The organism is Aeromonas taiwanensis (assembly GCF_000820165.1).
Classification (GTDB): domain Bacteria; phylum Pseudomonadota; class Gammaproteobacteria; order Enterobacterales; family Aeromonadaceae; genus Aeromonas; species Aeromonas taiwanensis.
The window spans coordinates 20,351-32,875 of sequence record NZ_CDDD01000057.1 but is presented as its reverse complement, the minus strand read 5'-3'; the positions used below and the strand labels follow the sequence as shown (position 1 = coordinate 32,875).

14 protein-coding genes and 1 pseudogene are annotated in these 12,525 nt (G+C 62.4%); all 15 read right to left on the bottom strand.

The annotated features are described in order from the left end of the window. Positions 1-10: 10 nt before the first annotated feature. The 15 genes and pseudogenes from BN1136_RS10100 to fliL all read right to left on the bottom strand — a co-directional run bounded on the left by BN1136_RS10100 (position 11) and on the right by fliL (position 12,489). Positions 11-751, bottom strand: a complete 741-nt coding sequence (locus tag BN1136_RS10100) for a protein phosphatase CheZ (protein ID WP_043761972.1) — start codon at positions 749-751, stop codon at positions 11-13. A 12-nt stretch (positions 752-763) separates the two neighbouring features. After that, positions 764-1,135 (bottom strand): chemotaxis response regulator CheY, encoded by a 372-nt coding sequence (gene cheY / locus BN1136_RS10095; protein ID WP_425278782.1) that lies wholly within the window; start codon positions 1,133-1,135, stop codon positions 764-766. Positions 1,136-1,257: 122 nt separating this feature from the next. Further along, positions 1,258-1,974, bottom strand: a complete 717-nt coding sequence (locus BN1136_RS10090) for an RNA polymerase sigma factor FliA (RefSeq protein WP_042076843.1) — start codon at positions 1,972-1,974, stop codon at positions 1,258-1,260. Beyond that, a complete protein-coding gene (locus BN1136_RS10085; RefSeq protein WP_197068439.1) occupies positions 1,967-2,842 on the bottom strand; it encodes a MinD/ParA family protein in 876 nt (291 codons plus the stop codon). The genes BN1136_RS10090 and BN1136_RS10085 overlap by 8 nt, the downstream gene beginning before the upstream one ends. 1 nt (position 2,843) lies before the next feature. Continuing rightward, positions 2,844-4,340, bottom strand: coding sequence for a flagellar biosynthesis GTPase FlhF (gene flhF, locus BN1136_RS10080; protein ID WP_043761978.1), 1,497 nt, complete (start codon positions 4,338-4,340; stop codon positions 2,844-2,846). A gap of 16 nt (positions 4,341-4,356) precedes the next feature. Continuing rightward, positions 4,357-6,459 (bottom strand): flagellar biosynthesis protein FlhA, encoded by a 2,103-nt coding sequence (gene flhA / locus BN1136_RS10075; protein WP_043761979.1) that lies wholly within the window; start codon positions 6,457-6,459, stop codon positions 4,357-4,359. Positions 6,460-6,869: 410 nt separating this feature from the next. Beyond that, positions 6,870-6,971, bottom strand: a pseudogene (locus BN1136_RS20670) (flagellar type III secretion system protein FlhB); the annotation flags it as partial. A gap of 65 nt (positions 6,972-7,036) precedes the next feature. Beyond that, a complete protein-coding gene (gene flhB, locus BN1136_RS10070) occupies positions 7,037-8,167 on the bottom strand; it encodes a flagellar biosynthesis protein FlhB (protein ID WP_043761981.1) in 1,131 nt (376 codons plus the stop codon). Next, positions 8,160-8,957, bottom strand: coding sequence for a flagellar biosynthetic protein FliR (gene fliR, locus BN1136_RS10065; protein WP_043761982.1), 798 nt, complete (start codon positions 8,955-8,957; stop codon positions 8,160-8,162). The genes flhB and fliR overlap by 8 nt, the downstream gene beginning before the upstream one ends. A gap of 91 nt (positions 8,958-9,048) precedes the next feature. Next, complete coding sequence (gene fliQ / locus BN1136_RS10060; RefSeq protein WP_043761984.1) at positions 9,049-9,318, bottom strand: flagellar biosynthesis protein FliQ; 270 nt, start codon at positions 9,316-9,318, stop codon at positions 9,049-9,051. Between the two features lie 25 nt (positions 9,319-9,343). Beyond that, positions 9,344-10,099: a flagellar type III secretion system pore protein FliP gene (fliP, locus tag BN1136_RS10055; protein WP_043761985.1), complete on the bottom strand. Its 756-nt coding sequence runs from the start codon at positions 10,097-10,099 to the stop codon at positions 9,344-9,346. Beyond that, positions 10,086-10,466: a flagellar biosynthetic protein FliO gene (fliO, locus tag BN1136_RS10050; RefSeq protein ID WP_043808438.1), complete on the bottom strand. Its 381-nt coding sequence runs from the start codon at positions 10,464-10,466 to the stop codon at positions 10,086-10,088. Before fliO ends, fliP begins: the two co-directional genes overlap by 14 nt. Beyond that, positions 10,463-10,858, bottom strand: coding sequence for a flagellar motor switch protein FliN (gene fliN / locus BN1136_RS10045; protein ID WP_043761987.1), 396 nt, complete (start codon positions 10,856-10,858; stop codon positions 10,463-10,465). The genes fliO and fliN overlap by 4 nt, the downstream gene beginning before the upstream one ends. Before the next feature lie 43 nt (positions 10,859-10,901). Further along, the gene (gene fliM / locus BN1136_RS10040) at positions 10,902-11,972 is read right to left on the bottom strand and encodes a flagellar motor switch protein FliM (protein ID WP_043761989.1); all 1,071 of its coding nucleotides are present in this window, start codon (positions 11,970-11,972) and stop codon (positions 10,902-10,904) included. A gap of 10 nt (positions 11,973-11,982) precedes the next feature. Next, entirely contained in the window at positions 11,983-12,489 is a 507-nt protein-coding gene (gene fliL, locus BN1136_RS10035; RefSeq protein WP_043808435.1) for a flagellar basal body-associated protein FliL, read from the bottom strand. Positions 12,490-12,525 lie beyond the last annotated feature (36 nt).

Sequence of the window (12,525 nt, the reverse complement as noted above, 5' to 3'; positions counted from 1 at the left end):
CGTCACTCCATTAGAATCCCAGGCTAGACAGCAGATCGTCCACATCATCTTGACCATTGACCACATCTGATCGGGTCTGCGGGTTCATGATGGGCCCTTCCGCCTCGATGCCGCTCGCCGGCAGGCTGCGCGCCGAATGATCGCTCACGCCCTCACCGAACATGGTCAGCATCTCTATCAACTTCGTTTCAACTTCCTGCACCAGCTTGATCACCTTGCGGATCATCTGACCGGTCAGGTCCTGGAAATCCTGAGCCATCAGGATCTCCGTCAGCAGTTGTCGTAACTTATCGGCATCCGTCTCAGAAGCCTTAATGAAATCATTCAGTTGATGACAGAGCGCCTTGAATTGACCCAGCTCCAGATCCCGGCTCATCAGGGCATTCCAGTTGGGCATGACCAGCTGGATGCTGTCGTTGAGTCGATCGGCGATGGGGAGACTGGCCTCCACCGCATCCATGGTGCGGTTGGCCGCCTTGTCCGTCATGTCGATGACATAACTCAGGCGCTCCCTGGCATCCGGGATCTCGTGGGTCGCGAGGTCAGGGATCCGGGGATCCAGGCGAAAGTCCTGCAAGGAGTTGTGCAGCTGGCGGGTCAGTTGCCCCACCTTGTCGAACAGGGCCGCCGCATTGGGGGCGCACACATCGGCGAGGATGGTATCGGCCTGTTCAAACTCTTCTCGCTCCAGATGGGCAACCAGCATCCTTGCCTGTTCAAGCGAGATCATGGCATTCGTTTTGGCCTTCATCCCAGCCGCTCCTTAGCCGATGCGTTCAAAGATCTTGTCGAGCTTCTCTTTGAGGGTGGCGGCGGTGAACGGCTTGACGATATAGCCATTGACCCCGGCCTGGGCGGCTTCGATGATCTGCTCGCGCTTGGCCTCTGCAGTCACCATCAGTACCGGCAGGTGCTTGAGTTTGTCGTCCAGACGGATCGCCTTGAGCAGGTCGATGCCCTGCATGCCGGGCATGTTCCAGTCGGTCACCACGAACTGGAAGTCACCGTTCTTGAGCATCGGCAATGCCGTGTTGCCATCGTCTGCTTCATGGGTGTTGTTGTATCCCAGGTCACGCAGCAAGTTCTTGATAATCCGGCGCATCGTTGAAAAGTCATCGACGATGAGGATTTTCATGTTCTTGTCCAAAGTTCCTCCTAAAGAGCCGCCACGACGGCTCGCTTACATGATGCAGATCGCAGGTTTAACGGTGCGGATTATGCCTTAGAGTGGCGTTCCAGTGTAGCCAGTACAACGACTTATACATTCCAATCTCGCAAACGGGCGCGCAATCTGTGCATGGCCTGGCTGTGGATCTGGCTCACCCGAGACTCGCTCACACTCAAGACTTCACCGATCTCGCGCAGGTTCAGCTCTTCATCGTAATAAAGGGATAGCACCAATGCCTCCCGTTCGGGCAGGCGGGCGATGTGTTCGGCCAGGGCACCCTGGAAACGCTCGGCCGCGAGATCGTCGTAGCCACCGTGGCTCGCGTCATCGGGATGCCCGATCACGTCCTCGCTGACCCCCAGATCCTCGATGCCGATGATCTTGCCGCAGGAGACATCCTGCAGCATGGCGTGGTACTCCCCGAGGGAGACCCCCATGTTGGCGGCCACCTCGGTGTCCCTGGCGTCCCGGCCATGGGCCTGCTCCACGTTCTCGATGGCCTCGGCGATGGCGCGGCTGTTGCGGTGCACCGAGCGGGGCACCCAGTCCCCGCGGCGAATTTCGTCCAGCATGGCGCCGCGAATGCGGATGCCGGCATAGGTTTCAAAGCTGGCCCCCTTGCTCCCGTCAAAGTTGCGGGAGGCTTCGAGCAGCCCAATCATACCTGCCTGGATCAGGTCATCCAGCAAGACACTGCTTGGCAGGCGAGCCAATAGATGCTGGGCAATCCGCTTGACCAGCGGAGCGTGACGCTCGACCAGCACGTAGGAATCCTGATGACGCAAGTATGCTTGGGCTTTATTCACGGGAGTCTTCCTGTGTGATGACCGGCTTTTGCAACAAGTTTTCCAGGAAAAATTCGAGGTGACCGCCCGGCTGGTTCGGGATGGCCCAGCTTGCCGCCTTGTTGGCCAGGGCACGGAATGCCAGGGCGGCGGGCGACTTGGGAAACGCCTCGACGATCAGCTTCTGCTTGCGCACCGCGGCACGCAGATTGGTGTCGTAAGGAACGCAGGCCACCAGCTCCAGGGAGGTGTCCAGGAAGCGGTCGGTGACCCGGGTCAGCTTGGCGAACAGCTCCTGCCCCTCGCGCAGGGAGCGGACCATGTTGGCCACCACCTTGAAGCGGAACACACCGTGATCCTTGGAGAGGATCTTGATGAGAGCATAGGCATCGGTGATGGAGGTGGGTTCGTCACACACCACCACCATGATGTCCTGAGCCGCGCGGGTGAAGCTCAGCACCATGTCGGAGATCCCCGCCGCCGTGTCCACCAGCAGCACGTCCACCGGGGTTTTCATCTCGCCAAACGCCCGGATGAGCTCGGCATGCTGCACGGGGGAGAGCTCGACCATGGACTGGGTACCCGAGGTGGCCGGCACTATCATCATGCCGTAGGGCCCCTCGACGATGATGTCGTCTATGGTGCACTCCCCGGCCAGTACGTGGGAGAGGTTGCGATGCACCCGCAGCCCCAGCATGACGTCGACGTTGGCCAGACCCAGGTCGGCATCCAGCACCATCACCCGCTTGCCCTGGGCAGCCATGGCTCCCGCCACGTTCAGGGTCACATTGGTCTTGCCAACGCCCCCCTTGCCTCCGGACACGGCGATCACTTTTACTCGATTGTTTTGACGCATTTTGCGTAGACCACTCGCCTGATCCATATACATGTTACTCATAAAACTCCGAATCTTCGGTCTCGCCGAAACCCGATCCCCAGAAATAGGGATCCTCTGCTTCCCGCTCCAGCGACCCCATGGCGGCGCCGACCAGCAGCGCTGCGTTGGCAACTTGAATATCTTCCGGCACCCGTTGCCCGTCGGTGATATAGCTGATGGGCAGGGCGTTCTGAATGCAGACGTTGATCACTTCCCCCAGATTCAGGCTCTCGTCGAGCTTGGTCAGGATGCAGCCGGAGAGCGGAATACGCCGGAAGTGATCCACCGCCTCCTGCATCACCCGCCGCTGGGAGGTGGCCGACATGACCAGGTAGCTGCGGATGCGCACCTTGGCGTTCTTGACCAGGGTGTCGAGCTGCTCGGTCAGGCGGATGTCCCGCTGACCCACACCGGCGGTATCGATGAGCACCAGTCGGCGGTGGCGGAACTGGTAGAGCGCATTGGCCAGCTCCTCGGCATCGCGCACCTGGCGCACCGGGCAGCCCATGATGCGGCCATAGGTCTGCAGCTGTTCGTGGGCGCCGATACGGTAGTTGTCCGTGGTGATGAGCGCCACCTGCTCGGCCCCGTACTTCATGGCAAAGCGGGCCGCCAGCTTGGCGATGGTGGTGGTCTTGCCCACCCCGGTCGGTCCGAGCAGGGCCACCGCTCCCCCCTGGCGCAGGATCTCGTCCTCGCTGATCTTGAGCTGGGCGGTCAGGACCTCGGCCAGCTGGGCCATGGCCTGGTGAATGGGCATGTCTTCCGGGATGAGCCCCGCCAGCTGATCGGCAAAGGCGTCGTCGAAGCCCATCTTCTTGAGCTCCTTGATGAGCAGGGCGCGCATGGGCTCGCGGCGCTCCACCTCCTGCCACATCAGGCCGGAGATCTGGTGCTCCAGCAGCTTGCGGATGCTGGCCATCTCCTTGCGCATCCCTTCCATCTCCTGATCCCGCGGGGCGGACTGGGCAGGGCGTGCGGCAGCTGGGCGAACCTTGGGTTTGGCGGGCTCGGGCGCGGCGCCCCACTGGCCCTGTTCGGCCAGGGTTCTGGGCGCCGCACCGGCGGCGGCCAGCCCGGCGGACTGGGTGCCAGCACCATTGGCGGACCACGATGGCGAAGCGCCATTGCCATTGCCTGGCGCACCGGCGGACCAGGAGGGCGAGGCACCATTGCCGTTGCCCGCAGGATTGGCCGGATTGAGCTTCTGCTGGCGTGCCAGCAGGGCCGCCAGGGTATCGGCGTAGTATTCGTTCTGTTCCTTGGCCGGCGCCGCGCGCGTCATCTGCTTGCCCGCAGACGAGATATTGACGCTCTCTTCATTCAACTGACGGCGAACCGGCGCGTCCTTGGGTCCCGGCACCTGGGACTGATAATCGACGGCCGCGACTATCTCCACCCCACCGGTGACCTTTTTGTTGGACATGATGACGGCATCGGGCCCGAGAGTCTCCTTGACCTCGGCCAGCGCCGTGCGCATGTCTTTGGCAAAAAACCGCTTAATCTTCACCCGTCGTCTCCGCTAACTAGCCCTGTCCTACCGCACTGACGATGCGGATCTGCTTGTCGTCAGGCACTTCCTGATAAGACAGCACGCGTAATCCAGGAATGGCATTCTTGACAAACTTCGCCAGGGTATTGCGCAATATCCCCGATGTCAGAAGCACGGCCGGCTGGCCTTCCAGTTCTTGTCGTTGAGTGGCTTCCACCAGGGAGCGCTGCATCCGCTCCGCCAGTCCCGGCTCGATGCCGGCGCCATCTCCCCCACCTGCTTGCAAGGATTGATGCAATATACGTTCCAACTCCGGTGACAAGGTGATCACCGGCAGCTCGGGTTCGGGGCCCGCAATCTCCTGCACGATGAGTCTGCGCAGGGCGATACGGCAGGCCGCAGTCAGCACTTCCGGATCCGGGCTGCGGGGCGCATATTCCACGAGGGTCTGCAGGATAGTGCGCATGTCGCGAATTGGCACGCCCTCATTGAGGAGATTTTGCAATACCTTCACCAGGTTGCCCATGCTGATCACCTCGGGAACCAGCCCTTCCACCAGCTTGCTCTGGTGTTTCCCTATCATGTCGAGCAGTTGCTGCACCTCGTCGTGACCCAGCAGCAGGGCCGCGTGGTTGGAGAGGATCTGGCTCAGGTGCGTGGCCACCACGGTGGCCGCATCGACCACGGTGTAGCCCAGGGTCTGCGCCTGGGAAACCTGCTCCTTGGCGACCCAGACCGCCTCCAGTCCGAAGGCGGGATCCTGGGTCGCAATGCCCTGGATCTGGCCAAACACCTGGCCCGGGTTGATGGCCATCTCCTTGTCGTGATAGACGGTGGCCTCCCCCGTGCTCACCCCCATCAGGGTGATGCGGTACTGGTTGGGGGCGAGATCCAGGTTGTCGCGAATGTGTACGGCAGGCACCAGGAAGCCGAACTCCTGGGAGAGCTTCTTGCGCACCCCCTTGATGCGGTTGAGCAGTTCGCCCCCCTGGTTCTTGTCCACCAGCGGAATGAGCTGATAGCCCACCTCCAGCCCGATGATGTCCACGGGCATGACGTCGTCCCAGCTCAGATCCTTCTGCTCCACCGGGGCATCCCCCTGGGCCGGCAGCAGTTCGCCGCTCGCCGCCCGCGCCTTGTTCTGCTTCTCGCGGCGCAGCAGCCACCAGGCACCGGCGGCCGCCACGGCCCCCAGGCTCAGGAAGGCCAGGTGCGGCATGCCGGGCACGCTGCCCATCATCAGCAGGATGCCGGCGGAGATCACCAGGGCCTTGGGGTTCTCGAACAGCTGGCCGAGCACCGCCGTGCCCATGTCCTGGTCGGTATTCTGACGGGTGACGATGATGGCTGCGGCGATGGAGAGCAGGAGCGACGGGATCTGGGCGACCAGACCGTCACCGATGGCCAGCAGGGTGTAGACCTGGGCCGCTTCGCCGAAGGTGAGCTGGTGCTGCATCATGCCGATGATGAAGCCGCCGATGATGTTGATGAAGAGGATCATGATGCCTGCGATGGCATCCCCCTTCACGAATTTGGACGCACCGTCCATGGAGCCGTAGAAGTCCGCTTCCTGGGTGACCTCCTGACGGCGCTTCTTGGCTTCTTCCTGGTTGATGAGGCCGGCATTCAGGTCCGCGTCGATGGCCATCTGCTTGCCGGGCATGGCATCCAGGGTGAAGCGGGCGCTCACCTCGGAGATCCGGCCCGCCCCCTTGGTGACGACCACGAAGTTGATGATCACCAGGATCATGAAGACGATGATGCCCACCGCATAGTTGCCGCCGATCACCACGTTGCCGAAGGCCTCGATCACGTGACCGGCCGCCGCACTGCCGTTGTGGCCTTCCAGCAGCACCACCCGGGTAGAGGCGACGTTGAGCGCGAGGCGCAGCAGGGTGGCGATCAGCAGGACGGTGGGGAAGGCGGCAAACTCCAGGGGGCGGCGGGTATAGACGGCCACCAGCAGCACCACGATGGAGAGGGCGATGTTGAAGGAGAAGAGGATATCCAGCATCAGGGGCGGAATGGGGAGCACCACCATGCCCAGGGACGCCAGCACCAGCAGCGGGGTCCCTACCCCTCTGCTCAGCAACCACTTGTACTCTTTGAAACGGCCCAGTCCCGCCTTGAATCCCATCGTGCTTCTCGATTATCAACCGCCAGTGCCGGATTAAAGCAAATATCAAGCCAATGATTCAATTCATTGATCTACATGACTTTTATTTTAAAGCTGTCAGAAGTCCGTCGGGCTTGGCGGCGGGCCGCTGGGCAACAAGCAGAAAAGGGCATCAATGAGGTCCTATGGCAGTGCTTGGCGCAGAGCGGCACCTGACAAGATGATACCATCCAATTCAGGCGCAGCTATCCAGGGCCTTATTTGCGAAATTCCGGCGGAATGGGCAGGCCCTTGGCGATCGGGGTCGGGGGTCGGGCACCGGCCGCGGCCACGACGGAACTTCTTGAGCTGGTAGACGTAGGCCAACGCCTAGACCAGGGTGGCAACTGACAAGATGATGCGGCCCTGTTCAGGCGCCGCTCTCCAGGGCCTTACTTGCGAAATTGCGGCGGAATGGGCAGATCCTTGGCGATCGGGGTCGGGCGCCGGCCGCGGCCACGACGGAACTTCTTGAGCTGGTAGACGCAGGCCAACGCCTAGACCGGGGTGGCAACTGACAAGATGATGCAACCCCGTTCAGACGCCGCTATCCAGGGCCTTACTTGCGGAACTCCGGCGGGATGGGCAGATCCTTGGCGATCGGGGTCGGGCGCCGGCCGCGGCCACGACGGAACTTCTTGAGCTGGTAGACATAGGCCAGCACCTGGGCCACGGCGGCAAAGAGCCCCTCCGGGATCTCCTGACCAATCTCGGTGGCGTGGTAGATGGCCCGGGTCAGTGGCGGGGAGGACATGACGGGAATGTCGTACTCGCGGCCAATCTCCCGGATCTTCATCGCCACCTCGTCGACCCCCTTGGCCAGCACCTTGGGCGCAGCCCCCGGCTTGCCCGCGTCGTACTTCAGGGCCACCGAGTAGTGGGTCGGGTTGGTGATGATGACGTCCGCCTTGGGCACGTCCCCCATCATGCGGCGCATGGCCATCTGCATCTGCAGCTGGCGGATCCGCCCCTTGACCTCGGGCTTGCCCTCGCTGTCCTTGAACTCGTCCTTGACCTCCTGCTTGGTCATCTTGAGCTGGCGGTTGTGGTTCCAGGTCTGGAACGGCACGTCGATGGCGACGATGGGGATCAGGGCGCAGCAGAGGATGATGAGCATCCACAGCAGCAGGTCCAGCGCGTCTATGATGCCGCCGGGGAAGCCCTCCAGGGAGAGATTGAGCAGGTGGTCGAACTGGCTGGAGAGCATCCACCAGGCGAACAGGGAGATGAAGAGCACCTTGGCGATGGACTTGACCAGCTCCACCAGGGATTGCACCCCGAACATCCTCTTCAAACCACTCAAGGGGCTCAGCTTGCTCCATTTGGGCAGCATGGCCTCGGAGGAGAAGTTCATCCCGCCGAGCAGGGTGTTGCCGACGAAGGCGGCGATGATCACCAGCAGAAACAGCAGCCCCAGGGGCTGGATCAGCGTCCCCAGCAGGGCCGGCACCATGACCCCCATGGCATTGGGGTCGAAGGCCTGCTCCCGCTCCAGGGTAAAACCCATGGTCAGCACCTTGACCATGGCGTCCGCCAGGCTCTCCTTGATCATCAGGAGGCCGAACACGGTCGCCAGCAGGACGCTGGCGGTGCCCAGCTCCTTGGATCGTGCAATCTGCCCTTTTTCCCGGGCTTGTTGCAGTCGTTTGCCCGTGGGTTGTTCTGTGCGTTCCTGATCGGTATCAGCCATGCTGACCCCCGAGGCACTGAACGTTGATCAGTTCACAACTGGTCTCCTGCACCCGCTCCCAAAGGGCGTCGAAGTGCCCCATGAAGCCGCCGATGGTGAGCCAGAGGATGAAGAGGCCCGACATCATGCTCACCGCGAAGCCGATGCTGAAGATGTTGAGCTGGGGGGCCGCCCGGGTCATGACCCCGAACGCGAAGTTGATGAGCAGCAGGGCGATGATGGCGGACAGCGCCATCACCAGGGAGGCCTGGTACATGACCCCGAGGAAGCTCACCAGGCTGCGGATGGCCGGCAGGGTCAGGCCGCTGTCCGACACCGGCAGGGTCTCGAAGCTCAGTACCACCATGCGCAGCATCAGCAGGTGACCGTCCACCGCCAGGAACACCAGGGTCGCCAGCATCAGGTAGAACTGGCCGACCACGGGGGCGGACTGGCCGTTCATGGGATCCACCAGGGTGGCAAAGCCCAGACTGGTCTGCATGGCGATGACCTGGCCCGCCATGACGAAGGTTTCCAGCAGAAACTGGGTCATGAGGCCGAGCGCAATGCCGATGAGCAGCTGCTGTGCCAGCACCAGGAAGCTGCCCACGGAGAAGAGCTCAATCTTTGGCATGGGGGGCAGCAGGGGCGCGATGATGAGGGTGATGGCGAGGGAGAGGCCGATACGGATGTGGGCCGGTGCCAGCCGGCTGCCAAACACCGCCATCACCATCAGCAGGCTGCTCACCCGGGCGAGCGGCCAGAGGATGGACGACAGCCACTCCATGATGAGCGCCGTGGTATAGGTCATGGTGCCACCGGCCCCGTCAGGCCATGCAGCCCACCCCTCCACAGGTCCCCGCCCACGGTAGCGCGGGGGAGCAGGCTCCCCTTGGCAGGCATCAGCCGACAACCTCGGGGATCTGGCTGACCATCAGCTGGAAGAAGTCCATCAGGCTCTGCAGCCCCCAGTGGGCACCGGCCCCTAGGGCCAGCAGGGTGACCACGAGACGGGGCAGGAAGCTCAGGGTCTGCTCGTTGATGGAGGTGGCGGCCTGGAAGATGGCGACGATGAGGCCCACCATCAGGCTCGGCAGGATCACGGCGCACACCATGATGGTCACCAGCCAGAGCGCCTCGCGAAAGACGTCGACAAAGGTTTCAGGGCTCATCTATCGGCTCCTCTCTATTGGCTGGTTAGCCTGTGCCCAGCCCGAAGCTGTTGGCGAGCGACCCCAGGATCAGGTTCCAGCCGTCCACCATGACGAACAGCATCAGCTTGAACGGCAGGGAGACCAGCATCGGGGAGAGCATCATCATCCCCATGGCCATCAGGATACTCGCCACCACCAGGTCGATGACCAGGAAAGGCAGGAACAGCATGAAGCCTATCTGGAAGGCGGTCTTGAGCTCGCTCGTCACGAAAGCCGGGATCAGCACCCGCAGGGGCACCTCCTCCGGGGTTGCCACCTGGACGTTGGCGATCTCCATGAAGGTGTTGAGATCCTTGACCCGGGTCTGGGCCAGCATGAACTGGTGGATGGGCAGCTCGGCCTTCTCCAGCGCCTCCTTGGCCCCTATGGTTTCGGCCAGATAGGGTTGCAGCGCCTCGTTGTTGATGCGATCCAGCACCGGGGACATGATGAAAAACGACATGAAGAGGGCGATGCCGATCAGCACCTGGTTGGAGGGGCTCTGCTGCAGGCCGATAGCCTGGCGCAGGATGCCGAGCACCACGATGATCCGGGTGAAGGAGGTCATCATGATGACCATGGCCGGCAGGAAGGAGAGCGCGGTCATGAGCGCCAGCACCTGCAGGGTCAGGCTGTACTCCTGACTGCCGTCCGCCATGGTCTTGACGGTGACCGCCGACATGCCGTCCTGGGCCATCGCCAGGGGCGAGAGCACCATGGCGAGCAGGCCCAGGCCCCCTATCCAGTTAACTTTTTTCATGCTTGCCCATCAATTTGCCGAGCTGCTGGGAGAACGCCTGGGGCTGGCTCTCGTCCAGCGGCTCCTCCAGGCGGTAGAGGAAGTTGACCTGCTGCGGCGTCACCCCGACGAGCAGCTGCTGACCGCCCACCTTGACCACCATCAGCTTCTCCTTGTAGCCGAGCGGCAGGGTGGCGATGACCTTCATCTGGCCCCCCCCCATCACCTGGGTGAGCTTGCTCTTCTTGAGCAGGAAGCCCAGCACCAGGATGAGGCCGATGACCATCAGGCTGGAGAGCAGCCAGGAGGTGATGCTGGGGGGATTGGCCGCCCCCGGGTTGGCCAGCACGGGCAGGGTGAACAGCCACAACGAGAGCGCGCGGATCATTTGAGCTTCTTGATCCTTTCGATTTGACTGATCACGTCGGTCAGACGGATGCCGAACTTGTCGTTCACCACCACCACCTCGCCGTGGGCGATCAGGGTGCCGTTGACCAGCACGTCCAGGGGCTCGCCCGCCACCCTGTCCAGCTCCACGACGGAACCCTGGTTCAGCTGCAGCAGGTTGCGGATGCTGATCTGGCTGCGCCCCACTTCCATGGCGATGGTCACCGGGATGTCCAGAATGGTGTCCAGCTTGCGCCGCTCTTCGGCGCTGATGGGGGATTCGTCCTTGAGCTCCTCCAGGGGGGCGGGTCTGGCTTCGGCCGTGACCTGTTCCTCCAGCGCGGCCGCCCAGGCGTCAGCCATCAGATCCTGCTCGTCATCGGTGTCGCTCATCTTCAATTCCTCAGTGTTGCAAGCTCCCCGCAGGGAGGGTCAATCAGGGGTGTCTGTCTGCGATGCTGCGCTCGAGCTCTTCCAGCTCGGCTTCGCCATCGATGCGCACGCCCCCCCGGGTCACCAGATGCATCTCTGTCTTGACCCCGTCAGGGCGTTTGATTTTGTCGGTGATCTTGAGCGCCACGTTCTCCTTGGTCCGCCCCATCTTGGCGTGGAAGGTGGGCAGATCCTCCACAAAGACCAGCAGGTTCTCCGGCATCTCCACCGGGATGATGTCGCCGGGTCTGAGCTCCATCAGCTCCCGCAGGGAGAGCTCGGTCTCCAGCAGCTTGGCCTTGAGCTCCACCTTGACGTCCATGATCTCGTCGCGCAGGGCCTTGCTCCAGCGCACGTCGGTGTCCCCCTTGTCGCTCTGGACACCGGCATCCAGCAGCTCGCGGATGGGCTCCAGCATGGAGTAGGGCATGGCCACGTGGAAGTCGCCGCCGCCCCCGTCCAGCTCGATGTGGAAGGAGCTTACCACGATGACCTCGGTGGGGCTGACGATGTTCGCCATGGCCGGGTTCACCTCGGAGTCGAGGTACTCGAAGCCCACGTCCATCACCGGGGCCCAGGCATCCTTGTAGTCCTCGAACACCAGCTTGAGCAGCATCTGGATGATGCGCCGCTCGGTGGGGGTGAACTCGCGCCCCTCGATCTTGGCGTGGTAGCGGCCGTCGCCACCGAAGAAGTTCTCCACCAGGATGAAGACCAGACGGGCCTCCATGGTGATGAGCGCCGTGCCCTTGAGGGGACGAAAACGCACCATGTTCAGGCTGGTCGGCACGAACAGGGTGTGGACGTATTCGCCGAATTTCAGCATCTGCACGCCGTTGATCGACACCTCGGCGGTGCGCCGCATCATGTTGAACAGGCTGATGCGCATGTGGCGGGCAAACCGTTCGTTCACCAGCTCCAGGGTCGGCATGCGGCCGCGGACGATGCGGTCCTGGGAGGAGAAGTCAAACTGGGTGATACCGGGATCCCCGGCCGCCCCCAACTCCTCCTCTTCGACATCATCGACACCGTGCAGCAGGGCATCAATCTCGTCCTGACTTAACAGATCGCTCACGCTTCACCTTTTATTGCATGACAAAGCCGGTAAACAGCACTTGTTCGATTACGGGGGAAGAGACCAGGTCATTGAGGACCCGACGGCACTCCTCCAGCGAATCCTGACGCAGCTTCTCCTTGCCCTCGAAGGTCATCAGCTGCTCGGCGGTCGCCGCGCTGAAGACCCGCAGCAGGGTGCCTTCGATCAGGGGAATATTCTGTTTGGCCAGGGTCTCGTCGGCGCTGCCCCGCACCAGCAGCTGGATCTTGATCTGCACCAGCCGATCCCGCTGCCCCCCCGCCACGTTGAACACGAAGGGACGGGGCATGCCCACATAGAGCGAGGGCTTGGGCGTGTTGGCATCGGGCTTGGCCTCGGCCTCCTCGGCCGCTGGCGCATCCGAGCCGGCAAACATGAACCAGGCCCCCGCCCCGCCGCCACCCAGCAGCAGGACGACCAGGGCGACTATCATGATCAACTTCTTTTTCTTGGCTGCCGCGGGGTCTTTCAGCGTCAGCTCGTTATCGTCTGCCATCCCTTGTCCACCCTAGTCTTAAACTTGTTCGGTATC

What these genes read in the sequence shown, in the direction of transcription:
- flhA (WP_043761979.1), bottom strand. Translation starts at nt 6,459, where the DNA reads ATGGGATTCAAGGCGGGACTGGGCCGTTTCAAAGAGTACAAGTGGTTG.
- fliO (WP_043808438.1), bottom strand. Translation starts at nt 10,466, where the DNA reads ATGATCCGCGCGCTCTCGTTGTGGCTGTTCACCCTGCCCGTGCTGGCC.
- BN1136_RS10085 (WP_197068439.1), bottom strand. Translation starts at nt 2,842, where the DNA reads ATGTATATGGATCAGGCGAGTGGTCTACGCAAAATGCGTCAAAACAAT.
- BN1136_RS10100 (WP_043761972.1), bottom strand. Translation starts at nt 751, where the DNA reads ATGAAGGCCAAAACGAATGCCATGATCTCGCTTGAACAGGCAAGGATG.
- fliR (WP_043761982.1), bottom strand. Translation starts at nt 8,957, where the DNA reads ATGACCTATACCACGGCGCTCATCATGGAGTGGCTGTCGTCCATCCTC.
- fliN (WP_043761987.1), bottom strand. Translation starts at nt 10,858, where the DNA reads ATGAGCGACACCGATGACGAGCAGGATCTGATGGCTGACGCCTGGGCG.
- fliL (WP_043808435.1), bottom strand. Translation starts at nt 12,489, where the DNA reads ATGGCAGACGATAACGAGCTGACGCTGAAAGACCCCGCGGCAGCCAAG.
- fliP (WP_043761985.1), bottom strand. Translation starts at nt 10,099, where the DNA reads ATGAAAAAAGTTAACTGGATAGGGGGCCTGGGCCTGCTCGCCATGGTG.
- fliQ (WP_043761984.1), bottom strand. Translation starts at nt 9,318, where the DNA reads ATGAGCCCTGAAACCTTTGTCGACGTCTTTCGCGAGGCGCTCTGGCTG.
- cheY (WP_425278782.1), bottom strand. Translation starts at nt 1,135, where the DNA reads ATGAAAATCCTCATCGTCGATGACTTTTCAACGATGCGCCGGATTATC.
- flhB (WP_043761981.1), bottom strand. Translation starts at nt 8,167, where the DNA reads ATGGCTGATACCGATCAGGAACGCACAGAACAACCCACGGGCAAACGA.